The 18,702-nt window shown below is 39.2% G+C and carries 14 protein-coding genes, 1 tRNA gene and 1 pseudogene; 12 read left to right on the top strand and 4 right to left on the bottom strand.

Annotated features, from left to right (window positions below):
* The first annotated feature begins 91 nt into the window (after window positions 1-91).
* From pds to EZY12_09440, 6 genes and pseudogenes are all read left to right on the top strand, one after another.
* Window positions 92-1,530 (top strand): annotated as a pseudogene (pds, locus tag EZY12_09465) (15-cis-phytoene desaturase).
* A complete protein-coding gene (locus EZY12_09460) occupies window positions 1,514-2,446 on the top strand; it encodes a phytoene synthase (protein ID QSX69781.1) in 933 nt (310 codons plus the stop codon). The pseudogene pds and the gene EZY12_09460 overlap by 17 nt, the downstream one beginning before the upstream one ends.
* Window positions 2,392-2,610 carry a hypothetical protein gene (locus EZY12_09455; protein QSX69780.1) on the top strand — a complete coding sequence of 73 codons (219 nt, stop codon included), beginning with the start codon at window positions 2,392-2,394 and terminating at the stop codon, window positions 2,608-2,610. Before EZY12_09460 ends, EZY12_09455 begins: the two co-directional genes overlap by 55 nt.
* 3 nt (window positions 2,611-2,613) lie before the next feature.
* Window positions 2,614-2,701 (top strand) — tRNA-Ser (locus EZY12_09450).
* A gap of 997 nt (window positions 2,702-3,698) precedes the next feature.
* A complete protein-coding gene (locus EZY12_09445) occupies window positions 3,699-4,307 on the top strand; it encodes an IS607 family transposase (GenBank protein ID QSX69779.1) in 609 nt (202 codons plus the stop codon).
* 27 nt (window positions 4,308-4,334) lie between these two features.
* Window positions 4,335-5,765 carry an addiction module component gene (locus EZY12_09440; GenBank protein ID QSX69778.1) on the top strand — a complete coding sequence of 477 codons (1,431 nt, stop codon included), beginning with the start codon at window positions 4,335-4,337 and terminating at the stop codon, window positions 5,763-5,765.
* A gap of 58 nt (window positions 5,766-5,823) precedes the next feature.
* Here EZY12_09440 and EZY12_09435 read toward each other — a convergent pair whose 3' ends face one another.
* Both EZY12_09435 and yidD read right to left on the bottom strand, forming a co-directional pair.
* Window positions 5,824-6,519 (bottom strand): D-alanyl-D-alanine dipeptidase, encoded by a 696-nt coding sequence (locus tag EZY12_09435; GenBank protein QSX69777.1) that lies wholly within the window; start codon window positions 6,517-6,519, stop codon window positions 5,824-5,826.
* 189 nt (window positions 6,520-6,708) lie between these two features.
* Window positions 6,709-6,954, bottom strand: coding sequence for a membrane protein insertion efficiency factor YidD (yidD, locus tag EZY12_09430; protein ID QSX69776.1), 246 nt, complete (start codon window positions 6,952-6,954; stop codon window positions 6,709-6,711).
* A gap of 51 nt (window positions 6,955-7,005) precedes the next feature.
* Here yidD and EZY12_09425 point away from each other — a divergent pair, with 51 nt between their 5' ends.
* The 5 genes from EZY12_09425 to EZY12_09405 all read left to right on the top strand — a co-directional run bounded on the left by EZY12_09425 (window position 7,006) and on the right by EZY12_09405 (window position 14,808).
* The gene (locus EZY12_09425) at window positions 7,006-7,713 is read left to right on the top strand and encodes a phosphatidate cytidylyltransferase (GenBank protein ID QSX69775.1); all 708 of its coding nucleotides are present in this window, start codon (window positions 7,006-7,008) and stop codon (window positions 7,711-7,713) included.
* A gap of 183 nt (window positions 7,714-7,896) precedes the next feature.
* The gene (locus tag EZY12_09420) at window positions 7,897-8,664 is read left to right on the top strand and encodes an MBL fold metallo-hydrolase (GenBank protein QSX69774.1); all 768 of its coding nucleotides are present in this window, start codon (window positions 7,897-7,899) and stop codon (window positions 8,662-8,664) included.
* 161 nt (window positions 8,665-8,825) lie between these two features.
* Window positions 8,826-10,139 (top strand): ABC transporter substrate-binding protein, encoded by a 1,314-nt coding sequence (locus tag EZY12_09415; protein QSX69773.1) that lies wholly within the window; start codon window positions 8,826-8,828, stop codon window positions 10,137-10,139.
* A gap of 172 nt (window positions 10,140-10,311) precedes the next feature.
* Complete coding sequence (locus EZY12_09410; GenBank protein QSX69772.1) at window positions 10,312-13,653, top strand: tubulin-like doman-containing protein; 3,342 nt, start codon at window positions 10,312-10,314, stop codon at window positions 13,651-13,653.
* Between the two features lie 21 nt (window positions 13,654-13,674).
* Window positions 13,675-14,808 (top strand): substrate-binding domain-containing protein, encoded by a 1,134-nt coding sequence (locus EZY12_09405; GenBank protein ID QSX69771.1) that lies wholly within the window; start codon window positions 13,675-13,677, stop codon window positions 14,806-14,808.
* Between the two features lie 69 nt (window positions 14,809-14,877).
* Here EZY12_09405 and EZY12_09400 read toward each other — a convergent pair whose 3' ends face one another.
* Together EZY12_09400 and EZY12_09395 are read right to left on the bottom strand one after the other, a co-directional pair.
* A complete protein-coding gene (locus EZY12_09400) occupies window positions 14,878-15,600 on the bottom strand; it encodes a hypothetical protein (protein QSX69770.1) in 723 nt (240 codons plus the stop codon).
* Window positions 15,601-15,818: 218 nt separating this feature from the next.
* Window positions 15,819-17,405: a helix-turn-helix domain-containing protein gene (locus EZY12_09395; protein ID QSX69769.1), complete on the bottom strand. Its 1,587-nt coding sequence runs from the start codon at window positions 17,403-17,405 to the stop codon at window positions 15,819-15,821.
* A gap of 886 nt (window positions 17,406-18,291) precedes the next feature.
* Here EZY12_09395 and fdxB point away from each other — a divergent pair.
* Entirely contained in the window at window positions 18,292-18,585 is a 294-nt protein-coding gene (gene fdxB / locus EZY12_09390; GenBank protein ID QSX69768.1) for a ferredoxin III, nif-specific, read from the top strand.
* Window positions 18,586-18,702 lie beyond the last annotated feature (117 nt).

Genomic DNA, 18,702 nt, shown 5'->3' with positions numbered 1-18,702 from the left:
CAATCAGACGAGAATCGGCAAATGTAACGGATTGCAACGTATAATGAGAACGACAAAACAGTTAAGAAATATTGAAGAATAGTAGGTTTAAATGCGAGTAGCTATCGCGGGAGCGGGTCTAGCAGGACTTTCCTGTGCAAAATATCTAACCGATCTAGGTCACACCCCCATTGTCTTGGAACGCCGAGATGTAGTGGGTGGTAAAGTGGCTGCGTGGAAAGATGCTGATGGTGATTGGTACGAAACAGGACTGCACATTTTTTTTGGGGCTTACCCCAATATGTTGCAGTTATTCAAAGAATTGAACATTGAAGACCGATTGCAGTGGAAAGAACACACAATGATCTTCAATCAGCCTGAAGCACCAGGGACTTACAGCCGATTTGATTTCCCAGATTTACCTGCGCCTATCAATGGTATGGTAGCAATTCTGAGAAACAACGATATGCTGACCTGGGCGGAGAAAATCAGGTTTGGGATTGGCTTATTACCTGCCATCCTCCAAGGGCAAAAGTACGTGGAAGAGATGGATAAGTATTCTTTCCGGGAGTGGTTGCAAAAACAAAATGTTCCTCCCAGAGTAGAAAAAGAAGTATTCATTGCTATGTCCAAAGCCTTGAACTTCATTGACCCAGATGAAATTTCTGCCACCGTGCTATTAACAGCCTTGAATCGCTTTCTTCAAGAGAAAAACGGCTCAAAAATGGCTTTCCTGGACGGTTCACCCACAGAAAGATTGTGCCAGCCAATCATTGACCACATCACTGAGCGGGGTGGAGAAGTTCGCCTGAATGCGCCCTTAAAAGAGATTCTCCTCAAGGAGGATGGAAGTGTAAAAGGATTCCTGCTGCGCGGCTTAAATGGGGCAGAAGATGAGATATTTACAGCGGATACCTATGTATCAGCCTTACCAGTAGACCCTTTAAAGCCAATTTTGCCCAGTTCTTGGAAAGAAATGCCCTTTTTCCAAAAATTAGAAGGTTTAGAAGGCGTACCTGTGATTAATGTCCATATCTGGTTCGACCGTAAACTAACAGATATTGATCATCTGCTATTTTCCCGTTCTCCCCTCCTCAGCGTTTATGCTGATATGAGTAATACTTGCCGTGAATACGCCAATCCTCACCGTTCTATGCTGGAATTAGTTCTAGCACCAGCGAAAGATTGGATATCTAAATCCGATGAGGAAATCGTTGCTGCAACTATTACTGAGTTAGAAAAACTCTTTCCCCAACACTTTGGGGGGATAATCCTACCAAAATGCTGAAATATCATGTGGTGAAAACACCGCGTTCAGTTTACAAAGCTACTCCAGGTCGTCAAAATTACCGTCCCTCACAGCAAACCCCCATTTCTAATTTCTATCTGACTGGGGATTACACCATGCAGCGCTATCTAGCCAGTATGGAAGGGGCGGTACTTTCTGGTAAACTAACAGCGCAGGCGATATCTCAAGCGCTGACGGTAGCAAATCCCTCTAACCTGCAAACGCCAACCCGACCGCCCGCCACGAATGCTGCAACTGCCTGATTCCCCCCCGCGCATGAAAACGCTGGTCTCTATTGATGAGTCATACAACCTTTGTCGAGAACTCACAGCTAAGTACGCTAAGACTTTTTATTTAGGGACAATGCTGATGAGTCCGGCCAAGCGTCAATCTGTTTGGGCAATTTATGCCTGGTGTCGCCGTACAGATGAATTAGTGGATGGTCCTGCATCTGCTATCACCACGCCAGAAACCCTAGAACTATGGGAAAAGCAACTGGAGACGATTTTTGCGGGATGCCCATTGGATAATTATGATGTAGCGTTAGCAGATACTCTCCAACGCTTTCCGTTAGACATTCAACCCTTTCGGGATATGATCGCCGGTCAGCGCATGGATTTGTATCGCAGTCGCTATGAAACCTTTGAGGATTTATACCTCTACTGCTATCGCGTAGCGGGAACTGTAGGCTTGATGTCAACTACGATTATGGGCGTGGACAATAGCATCTATACAGCCCCTTGGTATCAAAGTCAAGAACCCTATCTTCCTATAGAAGAAGCGATCGCTTTGGGAATTGCTAACCAACTCACCAATATTCTCCGTGATGTTGGTGAAGATGCCCGTCGAGGCAGAATCTATATTCCCCTAGCAGATTTGGCCAAATTTAATTACACCGAGGAAGAATGTATTCAAGGCGTAGTGGATGACCGCTGGCGTTCACTCATGCGATTTCAAATTGATCGCGCCCGTAAATTCTATACTCAAGCAGATAAAGGTATTAGTTACCTGGCTGCTGATGCTCGGTGGCCTGTTTGGTCTGCATCTATGCTATATGAGCAGATTTTAGAGGTGATTGAGCGCAATGATTATGATGTGTTCAGTCAGCGAGCTTATGTTCCCCAATGGAAAAAGTTACGCACCTTGCCAGCAGCTTGGATGCGATCGCAAGTTTTATAGCTTGGTCAGTGGTCATTGGTCATTGGTCATTGGTCATTGGTCAGTGGTCAGTGGTCATTGGTCATTGGTCATTGGTCATTGGTCATTGGTCATTGGTCACTAAATTTATTTTCAAAATAAATATTGACAAGCTCAAAAACTTCTGCTACGATTATTACTCATGACCTGGAGAGGTGGCTGAGTGGTCGAAAGCGGCAGATTGCTAATCTGTTAAGGGATTATATCCCTTCGGGGGTTCGAATCCCCCCCTCTCCATTTTTATCAGAACTAAAAACCGGACTTCTTAAAGAACCCCGGTTTTAAATGAGTTTGACACTCTCAGGGAAGACAGCCACTGAGATTCTACTGACAGAATTAGATTAAGGGTTTAGCCTAATCTAATCTCGCTGCGACCGTCAAACGCCGCCTAGACGCTCAATACAACCACCAATCAAGGTGTCGAAATTGCGCTTACTTTTATTGTTTTCAGTGTTTTTGTGAGTCCATCACTAAGCCAAGATGCGGTACGCTCCACAACCTGCCATTACTTGCTCTTTCAAGTCAATACTGCTGCTAGGACTTGAACCTAACTGTTGTTTCTTATGAGCCGGGATTTCTCCGTACTAGGATGTTTCAACACGTAGATGTTTATTGTTCTTACTCACGATTTCATTCTAGCATACCACAGGGATTAAAATCCCTCGTGTCGCTTCCCTCTCACCGGCTAAAGCCACTGAGTTTCCCACTTACCGCGAGGTCTTATGAGAATTTCACAAAAAAAATGAACTGCTTGCAGCAGCGCTAGTTCCCTCCAGGACGCTCTCGCGTTCACTATCCAATCTTTGTGGGATGGGCATCTTGCCCGTCCTTGTATCCCACATTCAGCAGGTAATTTAAGACAAAAAATAATATTGGTGGGAAGATGCACCAAAGAACTGCAAAATCAGTTTTTGTCTATCTGTGAGTTGAATGGAAGATTTAATCCCATTGATAAAGACTAGATGAACTGACTTAAAACATTGAAAAATCCATCTTAAAGTAGGCTTTGCAGTAAGTTTACCTTTTTGATTAGGAAGTTGAGCATTGGCAGTTTTTAGCTTAATCAGCAGAAGCCCCACGTCTCACTATACCGGAGCGTGGGATGAATGCGCGTGAGTTAAGTTGCGTAGCCACAAATTGTATTTGAGCGCAGCGAAAACAAAGAGGGCTACAGCCTCATCCTCTAATCTCAAAATAACGTAGTATACTGGAGTTAATCGTATTTAACCGAAAGATGAAATACCTAACCCCAGAACAAGTTTACAAACAATTTGGCTATCACCCTAAGACGACGGCAGAATGGGCTGACTTAGGGAAAATAGAATGTATCCGTTCTCCTGGTGGGCATCGGAGATATCCAGAGTCAGCATTTATAAAAACAGTCTCAATGGATAAAGAGCGGGTTCTTTATGCCCGTGTCAGCACAAAAACCCAGTTGTTAGACCTTGACACACAAATAGAATTTTTAGGTAAAACTTACCCAGGATGTCGGGTCGTCAAGGATGTTGCTAGTGGCATGAATTGGAAGCGGAAAAACTTTCTTAAATTAATGGCTCAAGTTGCCCAGAATCAAATCTCTGAAATTGTCGTGGGGCATAAAGATAGGTTATGCAGATTTGGCTTTGAGTTCGTTGAGTGGTTTTGCAGTCTTCACGGCTGCAAAATTGTCGTGGTGAACAATGCCAAGCTATCACCGCACGAAGAGTTGATGCAGGATTTTATGGCTATCATGCACTGCTTTTCCTCCAAACTTTACTTTCTTCGAGCTTACAAGAAAAAAATAGCCGAAGAGCAAAATATTCATGAAACAAATAGTAGTCAATACGAGTCAATGGGGGTATAATACTAAAAGACGTAGCAAACCAAGTCCATGAAACTCAAAGCAAAGAATCAGTTAACCGTTACGAGAATCGCTATTTTAGGGACTGAAAAACTAAATAACTGGAAATCTAACGAACTTGATTTGATTGCTTTGAGTTTAGGTAAACTACGCTCTGATTTGTGGAATGAGTTCGGGTCGTTGAAAGCCTGGGGCGTTTCTAAATTTGAGATTGACAAACAGTTACGCACCTTAAAAGACAAGTATCAATTACCTGCCAAGTTATGGGAAGCGACTCTCTATGACGTAATTGATGATATTCATTTAGTTCAGGCTGCTTGTGTCGAAAAGGTAATGAAATATTTGGGTCAATCGTTCCAGCCGTTCCAGGCTAAAAAAGCAGTTTTACAACTTACCTTAGAAAGTCGTGAATGGTTGGAACATCCAAAACTTTGCACCTTAGTTAGAAAGTTTTGGTATCGAGGACACACAAAAGTTTGTAACCAAATTATTGTGAAGGCTTATGATACTAAAATGGACGATAAAGGCGTGGTATGGTTGCGGTTTGGAGGGTTAACTCCATGTAAAACTCTCAAGTTACCAACGACTTTACCAACAGAAATAAAGTGTCAGATAAGATTAATTAAGCGTAATGGCAGATGGGAAATACATTACACAACTGACATCCAAAAAGCTGAAAAAAAGACCGAGGGTAAAATAATTGGATGTGATAGAGGTTACACCGAAGTTTATGCCACATCTTCTAACGATGGTGCTAGATTTTTAGGTAATAATTTTGGTAAAATCCAAACCCAAGAAACCGATTACAGAACAGCGAAACAAGTTAAACGCAATAAAATCAGGTCAGTTTTTAACAAGTCTACCGCTAAAGGGAACAGTGCTAAAGCTGATAGAATCAAACGGAATAACCTTGGTAAAATCAAGTGGGACAATCGGGAAACATCCTTTAAAGGTAGGGTTCAAACAATAGTTTTTACAGCTACGCATGACTTGATGACAGATGCGATCAAGGTAGCTTTTGAAGATTTGACGGAAGCACTAAAAGGCAAAAAGCCCATGAGAAAGCGCATGAAGAGAAATGTTTCTTCATGGTGCAAGGGGATGGTTGCGGATGCCCTCAAACAAGTTTCAACCCGTACAGGTTGTACGGTTGTTAGTGTTAATTGTGCGTATACGTCACAACTTGACTCCAGATTTAATACCTTAACAGGTAGTAGAAATGGTGACAAGTTTACCGGACATGATGGGGTCGTGATGCACTCAGATACTAACGCTGCTGACAACGTTCTAGCAAGAATGAGTGACGTTGAAATCACTCGTTACATGAAACATTCCAATGTAAAAGTAATCTTGCTAGAACGGACTCAGAAGTTTCGGGAATCTCTGACAGTAGAAACCGAGGCGACAACGGGCATGGATAAGCCCCAGACTCTAGAACCTAAAGTGCAAACTTACGAGTAAGGTCAATCAGAGAGCGAATTATAAGCAATTGACGCTGTTTGACCAAGGTTTAACTACGTTATTTGTGTATCCCATAACGTGCTGTCATCACATTTTCAGGATGAGATTGATTATATAACCAAGCCCACATTTGATCACCAAAGGAAAAATGCCACCATTCTTTAGGGTTGCGTTGAAATCCGGCTTTTAACATCATATCCCGCAATAATTGACGGTGAGCATGATATTCTGGATGACTATGAATATAATATTCTGGAAGTGAGCGATCGGACATTTCATCAATAGGTGAACCCATATCCACAACTTCCCCAATATCATTAACTAGAGTAATATCTACCGCAGCCCCGGTACTATGAGGAGGAGGGGTTTTCATATCCAAACTGGGTACAGCCCAAATTTCATAAACCGCTGTCCATGCCTCTTCCCGTTGCTGGGGTGACAATTCCTTATCCGTCAAACCCCTTTCTCGCAAAGCTTCTCCAAAACTGTAATCTACCATAAATTGCTGTACAGCTACAGGACGATAAGCATCAAATATTTGAATATACCAATTAGGATGTAGTAATTGTAAATAATTTTGTGCCTGAATCAAATTTTCAATCACACTTTGGCGCAAATAATAAGGTGAATGTCCCCCATAATTAGCACCTAACTTTTGATAAGGGTGAGGAGATTCCACCGCAAACAATTCCAGAGGAATTTTAACTAAAGGTTCACTACATTCAATAATGGGAATTTGGTGATATGGTCGCATTTTAATTGATAATTTTTAACTTTTTTTTAACGCTGATGAAATTCGATGTATTTATCTAATATTTTGATATCGTAGTTATCAAAAAATGCTTGTCCCAGTAGACCAAACACTTATGGAAATATTTCCGTAACAGAAATTACTCACTAGCAATAAAAATCAGTGTAATCCCGTAATCCCTTAAATCCGTGTTCAGTCTTCATCTTGACAACAAGACTTTTTTTCCACATCTGGAACAGGATCATAACCGCCTGGATGAAAAGGATGACAGCGTAAAATTCGTATAATAGCCATCCAACTACCACGGACAACCCCAAACCGCTCAATAGCTTGAATCGCATACATAGAACAAGTCGGTTGAAAGCGACAAGCGGGAGGAAGCAGGGGAGAAATAAAGAAGCGATAACCCTTAATCAGCCAAATCAATAATATTTTCATGTCCAAATCCCATAAAGTAGAATTAAAGTTAAAAATATCTCTATTCCATCATTGTTTAACACATTGCTCACTTTGGAAACCCTTTCCCCATTGTCGCTGCAAATTGCCCCTGCTGCGGCTTGGGTAGGATTAATTATCTGCATTGCTTGGGTAGTTAGTCGTTTTACTGATAGCGAACCAGAAATCATCCGTAAAATCGTGCATATTGGCACAGGTAACGTTATTGTCATCGCTTGGTGGTTAGATATTCCCCCTTATGTGGGTATTACAGCTTCAATCTTTGCGAGTATTATTACCTTATTATCTTATAAATTCCCCATTCTTCCCGGTATTAATAGCGTCGGTCGTCACAGTTTGGGAACATTTTTCTATGCTGTGAGTATTGGTGTTTTAGTAGGTATTTTTTGGTATTTACACCAACCCCAATATGCTGTTTTAGGAATTATGACTATGGCTTGGGGAGATGGATTAGCGGCCTTAATTGGTAAACGCTTTGGTAAACATAAATATATAGTTTTCGGTTCTCAAAAAAGCTGGGAAGGTTCTTTAACAGTTACTTTAATTAGTTATTTTATTTGTGTAACTCTTTTACTGGTTACTCAAGGTAATATATGGCAAACTTGGATAGTTTCTTTAATAGTTGCTTTAATTGCTACAATTTTAGAAGCATTTTCTTTTTTAGGAATTGATAATTTAACAGTTCCTATCGGTAGTGCAATCTGTGCTTATTTGTTGAATCAGCTACTTTGTAGTTACTGAATAATTTCTGATCTAGCCAAATAATTGTCATGCCTTCTTCCTTCTTCCTTCTTCCTTCTTCCTTCTTCCTTCGTGTCCTTCGTGTCCTTCGTGGTTCATTAACTCCTGAATCCTGTAGGGGCGTATTGCAATACGCCCCTACTTCTATCCCTTACGAAAAAACTTCTTTAGCAAATCCTAATTATGAACTTTACTTGGTTAGACAGTAATAGCTGGTTGATAGAAATCAACGAACAACGGATACTAATTGACCCTTGGTTAATTGGTGATTTAACCTTTAATAATTTAGAGTGGTTATTTAAAGGTTCTCGTCATCAGGATCGGTCAATACCAGATAATATCAATTTAATTCTGCTTTCTCAAGGTTTAGAAGATCATGCACACCCACCCACATTAAAGCAACTTGACAAAAATATTCCCGTTGTCGCTTCCCCCAATGCGGCTAAAGTAGTAGAACAACTGGGTTATCAACAAATCATCACTCTCAATCATGGTGAAACCTTCACCTTAAATCAGCAAGTAGAAATCAAAGCCTTTCCCGGTTCTCCCATTGGCCCAACTTTATTAGAAAACGGCTATCTGCTCCAAGATTTAGTAAATAATTCCACATTATATTATGAACCACATGGTTATCATTCCCCCCAAATCAAAGCAATAGAATCCATTGACGTAGTAATTACACCAATCATTGATTTAGGCTTACCTGTCCTTGGTTCGATTATCAAAGGAATGAGTAGCGCCCTGGAAGTAGCAAAATCTGTCAAACCTCAATTTATGCTTCCTACCGCTGCGGGAGGAGACATTTTATTTACAGGAATATTAACCAAATTTCTGCAAACTCAGGGAACTGCGTCAGAATTTCAGACATTACTGGAGAAAAACAATTTAAACACCAAAGTCATCACTCCTAACCCGGGTGAAAAGTTTACAGTTCCAAATTTTTCTAGTTAATTTTTTAGAAAAAATGTCACAAATATTAATTCCTGTTTTTACCCAAACAGCTGATTGACTTAGAAATTCTGCCTCTGGTTAGATGAATTTTCATAATTTTAACTCCTTCACTAAGGTGCTATTATTTATGCCTTAGAGTTAATTCTTAGAGAAATTTATCAATGTCCAGACTTCGTGTTTCCCTAGCCTTGAGTATCGCTACCATAGCCAGTGGCTTTCTTTTAGCAGCTTGCGAAAATCCTACCCCCCCATCATCTACTGGAAGTAGTACCACTTCCCCAACAGCTACCACTACAACCAGTGATGCTAAAGGATTAAAAATTGGGAGTTTATTACCAACAACTGGTGACTTAGCTTCCATTGGCCAACAAATGGTAGGTTCAGTTCCCTTGCTTGTAGATACTGTTAACGCCTGTGGGGGTGTGAATGGTGAAAAAGTTAGTTTGGTACAAGTAGACGACCAAACAGACCCCAAAGCCGGCGCTGCGGGGATGACCAAATTAGCAACTTTAGATAAGGTAGCTGGTGTAGTAGGTTCTTTTGCTAGTAGTGTTTCTACTGCGGCGGTTTCCGTAGCTGTACCGAATAAAGTCATGTTGATTTCTCCTGGTAGCACCAGCCCTGTATTTACCGATAAAGCTAAAAAAGGCGACTTTAAAAGTTTTTGGGCGCGGACTGCTCCCCCTGACACCTATCAAGCCTTAGCTTTAGCCCAACTGGCTCGGAAAAAAGGTTTTAAACGAGTTTCCACTGTGGTGATTAACAATGACTATGGTGTAGGTTTTGAAAAAGCATTTGTGGAAACTTTTGAAAAATTAGGTGGCACAGTAATTAATAAGGATAAGCCTATTCGCTACGATCCTAAAGCACAAACCTTTGATACAGAGGCAACTGCGGCATTTGCTGGGAAACCAGATGCAGTTTTAGGGGTGTTATATGCGGAAACTGGGAGTTTATTTCTCAAAGCTGCTTATCAGCAAGGTGTGACCAAGGGAGTACAAATTTTACTCACAGATGGTGTAAAATCTCCTACTTTCCCTGATCAAGTAGGTAAAGCTAGTGATGGCAAGTATATTTTATCTGGGGCTATTGGTACAGTTCCCGGTTCTAGTGGTCCAGGTTTAGAAAACTTCAATAAACTGTGGAAAGATAAAAAAGGTGGTTCACCAGGAGAATACGCCCCTCAAGCTTGGGATGCTGGGGCATTATTGGTATTAGCTGCCCAAGCTGCCAAGGAAAATACAGGAACAGCAATAGCTGGTAAAATTCGGGAAGTCTCCGCTGGCAAAGGTACACCTGTCAGTGATGTTTGTGAAGGATTGAAGCTACTTAAAGAAGGCAAACAGATTAATTACCAAGGCGCAAGCGGTGATGTAGATGTTGACGCTAACGGTGATGTCATTGGTACTTATGATGTCTGGACTGTGGGAGATGATGGCAAAATCAAGGTGATTGACAAAGTTAGTCCCAAGTAATTAATTAATAAAAATCCCCGACTTTTGATGTGAATCTGACGGGGATTTTTGATCAAGCTGCAATATCAGCTTTTTTTTTTGCCAATAAGTATTATTGATACGACATGATTAAAATGCAGTATAGTATACTTGCTATAAGTAAATTACATTAGTCTCTTATTATTCTTCGATTATGGCAGACTATATAGGCATGACACCAACCGTAGTCATAGGACTAGGTGGTACAGGTAAGGAAATATTAATTAAAGTCCGGCGGATGATTGTCGAAGCCTATGGCTCTTTGGATGCTTTACCAATTGTATCGTTTTTGCATATAGATACAGAACAAAATGCTAAGGTCTCTGAGGCACAAACTGTTCTTAAGCAAAACATTGGTCTTAGCCCATCCGAGCAAGTATGGGCGAAGGTGGAGAATGCCAAAGCTATGCTTAATCAGTTATCTGCTTATAATTATCTGGAAGAATGGTTTCCCAGTCAGTTAAAAGGTACTGATTCTATTTTGGCAGGTGCGGGGCAAATACGAGCTTTAGGTAAATTTGCCTTTGCAGTGAACTATCAAGCTATTAAAAACAGCTTTACTAATGCCAAAACGCGGATTCTCGGACATGAAAAATTCATGTTAGATCGTTGGGGTTTACAACTTGATAAAGGTATAAATATTTTTATTGTCTGTTCCTTGTCAGGTGGTACGGGATCGGGAATGGTGCTGGATTTAGCTTACAATTTGCGAGATTGGGTTCCGCCTTCAGAAATGCCCCAGTCATCAGCTTATCTGGTGCTTCCAGGAGCTTTTTCCGGGTTGGGCGATCGCGTTATTGCCAATGCCTATTCTGCATTAATGGAACTAAACCATTATTCTCGCAATGATACTCGATTTGAATGCCAATATAGTAGTAATTCATCGGATCGGATTACGACTCAAAGTAGTCAAGACGTACCTTTTAACTTCTGCTATCTTGTTGGTAATAGTAATGATAAAGTCACCCTTCCCAGTCTTAATTCAGTGCTGGAAATGGTAGGACAAAATATATTTTTAGATTTCAGTTCTGGATTTAGTCAATACAAAAAACTGGTACGGGATAACATTCGCAAACAGTGGGCTAGTCCTGACTCTTTTGGATATCCTCAGAATTTTATTGCTTTTGGCCTATCTAGTATTCAATTTCCTATTCAACGAGTGCTTCAAGCTTGTGCTTCTCGTTTAGCAGGACAAGTAGTCACATGGTGGCAAAATCCCACTCCCGCACCAGGAGCAATGCGGGATTTGATTCAAACAGAAATCTTGCCAAGTTTGAATTTAGCTGAATCAGATAATCAGCATCAACTTCTGGATAGTATCAGCTTGGGGGATAGCATGAAACCCTATAATAAGGAAGTGGCTGATTGGATTGCTGGTTTACGCAAACGTCGCAATGATTTGAATATTCCCTTTGAAAATTTGCAGCGGTTTATTTCCGTTGAACAGGAAAAATACAGTCCTCACTTTAATGATAGTGATAGTGATCCACGTCGCTGGAGTGACTATTTCCAAAAAATGTCGGACAACTTAAATCGCCTGAAAACGCAAAAAAGGCAAGAACTCCGGCAAATTGTTTATAACATGATTGCAGACCGATTTCGAGGTCCCAAATTTGTCCGGCAATTTTTAGAAGGGCTGTTAGAAGTCTTTAATAATTACCGCAGTCAATTTGACCAAGAACGGCAAAAAAATTGGCTACCAAAAGAACAGTCTGCGGCTAATGCTTTACAAGTTCTCCTCAAACAAATAGATAATAATGCAAAACGATTCAATCCAGTCAATAAAAAGGCAGTGATTGAACAAGAGTTTAATGGCATTATGGAAGCATTAAAATCAATTTATACTTCTAAAGTTGAAGTTAAATCTCGCTCTTTAGGAGTTCTGTTACTAGATGCTCTCAAGGAAGAAATTAATAGTTTGATTGTTGATTTAACGACTTTTGATCAAAATTTAGAAACTTTACAAACTCAATTGAATGAGCGAGAAAAGACTTATGTAGGAGAAACAAGTACCTTAACTGTGAATGGGATTTTGCTATATAATCCCAAAGATATAGATTTGGTATTTAATCAAATTTTAGAAGGCAAAACAGAGACAGTATATCAAAAAGTATCTCAGGATATATTAGATGATATGGGAATTACACTGTTTGACCTTTACAAATTTGACCCCCTGCGAATTAAAGACTTATTTATTAAACTATTGAATCGCAGCGTAGATGAGTTTGTGGATAAATCCCAATTGCAGATATCAACAGCTAGAAAGTTTTTGGAACAATATCCAACTGTAGAACAACAAGAAGCTCAAATTAAAACTACTTTTGAAAAGAGTGAATCTTTCTTGCGATTTAGTCAAGAACAGGTAAATCTTGGTTGGGAAAATAAGGCAGAAAAACGACAAACATTAATTGGGATTCAAGGTGGTACTAAACCATCTGATACGGCTGTAAATGCCGTTTTACCAATAATTCGCAAATCTAGTACCCTCACTGATAAAGATATTCGGCCATTAAATGATCCCCATTATATTTTCTTTGTCCAAGAAGTAGGGGCTTTTCCACTGCGGTTAATTGAAGGGATGGAAAAGATGCGAGTGATTTATCGGACTGTGAATCAATCTGATAAAAACCCTTTACATACTCATCAAGATCATCGTCAATTTCAGGATATTATGCCCTCCAGTCAAGAAGAGGGACAAGTTAAACAAAATCTGCTTTTAGCAAAGGCATTTGCATTAATTGTAGTCCAAGAAAATAAAGTTACGGGATTTGAGGAAATTCGCTTTTTCTACCTAGATAAACAAACAGGGTTACAAAAAGTGCAAGTTTTGGGAGACAATTGGCAAAAAGTAGAAGAAAATCTTCTCAGTGACCAAAATCGGAAAATTCGAGATATTTTGGCAGATGGGTTAAAAGCAATTGGAGAAAGTGCCACAACTAAACCTCAAAAACAGCAATTATATCAAAAGCTCATGAGTTGTTTACAGGAAGTAGAAAATACCCTTGTTGGTGGTAAGGATAACCCCGATTATCAAAAAGCAGAATCAGCAATTGAAAATTACATTAAGCAATATAATTTGATGGTTGCTACTGCATCTACTAATACCCCAATTACTGCACCTACCACAACTATATCTAATAAATCCATTCCGGCAAATGATGAGAATTTAGAAAAATTTCGTAAGCTAGTGGCTACTTGTTATAAAAGCGGTAATCCGTCAGCGACAGAATTACAATTGGTAGAGAAATTTCGCCAGAAATATAATATTTCTCAAGATATTGCTGATTTGATGATTGCTGAATTTACGCCATCAGTTGCTGCTAATAATGCAGTTGAGGAATATACCTTAATGTATCAAGCTTTTTGGGGAAATGATGGAGAAATAGATTTAGAAGAACAAGTGCAGTTGTTAGAACTGCAAGAAGAGTTAGGTTTAACAAATGAACAAGTTGCTCAGATTGAATCAAAAATTCAAGCAGAATTGCCAGCTAAATAATAATTAGTAAATGAGGTATTTATGACAGCAGATTATAACTTTAATAATGTCAAGTGTCCTAAATGTGGACATGATCAAAATGCGGTTAATGCAAAGAAATGCGAAATTTGCGGACATCAATTGAAAAAGTCTGCAATTCCTCCTATTGTTTTCGTAGGTTTGGCTGCATTGGTAGCTGTAGGGGGTGGTTATTTTGCTTTCAAGGATAAACTCACGGCAAAAACTACCCCAGAATTAACTGCTACTGCTCCTAAGACTACAGTTCCAGCAGTACCTATACCAGAGCCAACTGCAACCCAAGAGCCTCCAGCACCGAACACAGCAACCACTACTGCGGCTATTAACCCAATTAGCACTAATTCTACTAATATTGATACATCATTGCCTAATCCTACTGTCTTGAGTATGGATGGTAGTACAACTATGGTAGGCTTAATCCAGCGTTTGCGGAATTCGTATGGTCAAATAAATGCTAATGTTCCTACTACCTATGGTCAACCCAATGGATTTCCCAAAGGTTCAGGTAAGGGACTGGAAGCCTTAATCAAGAATGTAGTGGTAATGGCCGCAACATCTCGACCTTTGAAACCTCAAGAAGCACAAGCGGGGATTCAGGTAATAGCGATCGCTCGTGATGCAGTAGGCGTTGTTGTTGGTGTTAATAATCCCTTTCAAGGTAGTTTAACTTTAGACCAATTACGACAAATTTATCAAGGTCAAATCACTAATTGGTCACAAGTGGGTGGACCAAATGCTCCCATTAAAGTTATTAATCGCGCTGCTAGTAGTGGGACTAGGGACTTCTTTCAAAATACAGTTTTGTTAGAAAAACCCTTTGCATCGGATAGTGCTAATTTTATCACCTTTCCCCAAGACGAAACTACAGGAATAATCCGCACACTGGGAAATAATGGTATTAGTTACGCTACAGTTTCTCAGTTAGAAAATCAGCAATTAGTCAGAATTATACCAATTAATGGAGTATCTCCCGTAGATAAAACTGCCATTCAATCTGGTAAATATCCCATCAGTCGTAGTGTTTATTTAGCAATTCGCAAACAGAATAGTCCCGCAGTGAAACAATTTATTGATCTGGCATTATCTCCCCAGGGTCAACAAATTGTCCAACAATCAGGCTTTATTCCTTTGCAATGAAACAGCAGAATTCAAATTCAGTAATCAGCTGGGGTTTAGCAATCCTAAACCCCTACTGACTCCTAGTTTCTAAAACCCACGGAAGTTATAACCAACTCCGACTAGAACTCCGATATCAGTTTCATTGAAAAATCCAGCGTTTACGGCGGCTGTACCGGTGAGGCGATTATTTAGAGGTAAGTCTACACCACCAGTTACTAACAAAGCTGTTTCTGATTTATCACCAGTTTTAATGGCTGCACCTATTCCCACATAGGGAGCTATGGTTAAAGGTTCACTAAATGGATCTGCTGATTTAAAAGAATAGTCGTAAGTGACAGGAGCAAGAATTGTGGTATCAGTACCTAATATTGCTGCTGGTCTGATTGATAGGGTTTTGGTAATACCAATTTTACTGATAACGGTGAAATTACCATCACTCAAGCCTGAAGTGCCACCGGATAGACCTACGTTTCCAGCAACACCAATGTAGCTACTACCACCACGAGTTGGTCTACCTACTTCCATATTGGATTGTGCTATGTGATTGGATGGTTCTGTTTTTTCGCTGACTTCTGTAGAACCATAATTTAGTATAGCTGATGAAGTTTCTACTGTTCCTGGTATGGGTGTGATTGTCCGATTGGCTATTTCTTCTGTCGCCACAGTGGATATTGATGCTTGGTTAGTGGGGATGACAATTGTTTCTGGTGCGACTGTCTGAGCATTTACAGAAAGTCCGTTACCCAAAACTAATAAAGCGGCAAGACTTGGTAAGGCTAAAAAACTTTTACCAAAAATAATATTACTCATGTTCACTCCTCAAAAAATTCAGATTCACACCTATAGCAATACTAAATGATTCCTGAAAATAGTAGGTGGGCATTCCCCACCCTACAGATAGTATGGCTACGACACGCAAGCTGTCAAAAATCAAATAGTAGTCCTATATCTAGATATTATCTAAAGTTGACAAATTTCGTTTCCCTCTCAGGGCTTAAGCCACTGAGTTTCCCGCATACCGTGCGTTTCTATGAAATATCTAGCAATTGTCTCAAGAGCATTTGGTCATCTAGTTTAGCTTTTAAACGACCTTTTTCTACGTCACGAATCCAGCTTTGGCTTTTTTCCATCAACTTTGCTAATTCCCTTTGGGAGAGATTCATTTTTTTACGTCCTTCTGTAATCTGTTCCCCTAGCAAATTACCTGTCTGTTGATGATTGCTTTTGGCTTTAGTGGTGCGACGTTGTTTTTTATCTGATTCTGAACGCTTATCCCAGTCTGGGGGAAGTTCAAAAGATAAAATTCGGGCATTCAGAAGCAAATTCCATTTACCACGGGGTCCACTGTCTGTAAGACGATTTTCACCACTACCATCATTAATCCAAAATTCCAAAGCTTCCTCTGGATCTTCAGGAATATCAACTAATTTTGCCCACAAAGGTTGAATTTCTGGGGGATAGGTAACAGGATCAAATAATGGCTTCATTCCATAATGATTGAGAACTTCTAAATCATTTTCATAAGCTTTAAGTAGGCGTTTGCGTTCTTCCCTATGTTTAGAAGCTTGAGTCACTTTTTCTTCACCATAAGCAATACGCAGTAATGTAGGAACAGTAATGCGTTGTTCTCTACCCATTTTGGTTTTAAATAATAACCAAAGCATCAGTCTCACAGCACCTTCATGTTGTTGCCACAGGCTCATAACTGTGGTTAATAGGGTTTTGGGAAGACTGCCATATTGATAAAATGTAGTCCGGTCTTTGCATCCTTGTCTGTTAAAGAAATGTTGTGTCCAAATCCCCGCTTTGACTGTAAATGTCAGTCCAACTAAATATTTACAACCTTGATCATCTTCTTGAAAATGGTGCTGAGTATCTGTCAAATTCCATAGATAACTATTTTTAATAGAAAAACTGGGAACTCTACCTTGTTGCGGCCAGTCAATAGAAACCATCAGAGAACAAGTTTGATAAACGATGTTTTTAATTAAACCGAGTTTGGTGCTTTTGCTGAGGTCTTTCCGTTTTTCTAAGCCCAAATACTGTTCAATTTGTCGTTCATCAATGGTAAATTCTTCTTCCCAAGGTTGATCTAGGGCTGTAATTTGAGCAGCAAAAATAAGATGGATACAAGCAGCACGGATGTCTAAATAATCAATTGTTTGTAAATTATCAGCGCGGTTATTAATTGGAAATAGGTCTTGGAGATGAAAGGAAATTGTCCCTCGTCCTTGATTAACTAAGCGATTGTAATGTAAATTACCTGTCTCATCTTTTTCCCATGGTAAAGATGTTCTTTGTGCTAGTAGATTGCAAGCTTCCCAGATAACTATTGCTGAAGCAAAGGGGTTATTCTTGCCATTAGGAAATAAATCGGGACTGGTAGCATCTCGTGGTTCAACTTTGCATCTGCCTTTTTTTGCGTGTACAGGTATTGGTGCATTTGTTGGACAAGCAATCACACATTGTGGTTGTGAATAATAACCCTCACAATTATTACAAAGGGCAGGATCAACCCAATATTCATCATCTTCGATTTTAATTGCACCCGTAGGACATAGAGGTCGGCAGTTGTCACATCCCACGCAACTGTTGTTAGGAATTATATGCGGCATAGTCCGTCTTCCTACTTTAATCGTTGAGATGTTTGGCTCAAGTCTCCCCTTAATGTGTCCAATTGATTCATAACTCGCTACCAAATTACCTCTATAACGAGAAGATGTGTTTCTCGCTTGATTAATTACTCATAGGGTTAATGAAGCCAGATTTTGTAGCTATTGATATTTTGCAAAGTTAGGCTTCATTGCTTCTTCATTAACTATACATTTCATAAAGATTTCAATAAGATTGTTCGGTATGAGCTTGGCAGGATTTCTTAATATTTACCTGAATATTTACTGTCATAATGTTTATTTTGGGCTATATAAATTATGCTAAATGTTTTTAAATAACATCTTATATTAGTAAGTTAGGTTAGCAAAAAAAACAATTTTTTTACTACTTTGTTGTTTATTAGGTTTGGCGATCGCTCTACCCAATCTACGTAATTTAGGATGAAAATAAAATAGTTCAAAAATAGATGAAATGATTTTTTAAAATTTGTATTTATAAATACGGTGAATGAAATATTTTTATCTAATTAGAAAATATTTGCAAATAGGAAGTTAATAAAGCCAACAATAACATCTTTTAATTGATTATTATTTTTATTTAATCAATCATTTCTCACTTAATTTATCAACAGTTATTGAGAAAATATATTTTAATCAAAACTTGATAACCCTTATTTATTCAGGTTTTAAGCTAAAAATACTACCTGAATCTATTAATGAATAATATCATTTAAGATGAGGAGACAATCAAAAATAAATAATATTATTTAGCAAGTCATCAAAATTTGATAAAAAAGTGATTTTTTGTGCTTGGAAAGATGAAATATCAGGCTAGTATGAAGATGAAAGGATTAACTAACATCTAGCTAAAATTGCTGAGGTTTTATTCATGGCTGCATTAACAGGATTGACCTTTGGAGGTAGTGCTTGGACTCCTAAATTTGCCCAAGAAATAGATAAAGATAAATGTATCGGTTGTGGCAGATGTATGAAAGTTTGTGGACATAAAGTTTTAGGCTTAATGGCTTTAAACGAAGAAGGTGAATTTGTAGTAGATGAAGATGAAGAAGAAGTTGAACGGAAAGTAATGGTTATTACTAACCCAGAAAATTGTATTGGATGTGAAGCTTGCTCTCGGATTTGTTCCAAGAATTGTTACAGTCATACCACAGTAGATAAATAACATTCTTGTTGATTTTCGACAGTGTGATGTACTGTAAAATACTGGTCATTTTCGTCAATTTGTTAAGCAAGGTAATGAGAGGGGAATCTCAATATTTACAGAAACTAATCAAAAAGT

Source organism: Dolichospermum sp. DET69 (assembly GCA_017355425.1).
In the GTDB taxonomy this organism is placed as follows: Bacteria; Cyanobacteriota; Cyanobacteriia; order Cyanobacteriales; family Nostocaceae; genus Dolichospermum.
The sequence above is the reverse complement of the archived record's forward strand: the minus strand, read 5'-3'. Positions and strand labels throughout refer to the sequence as shown.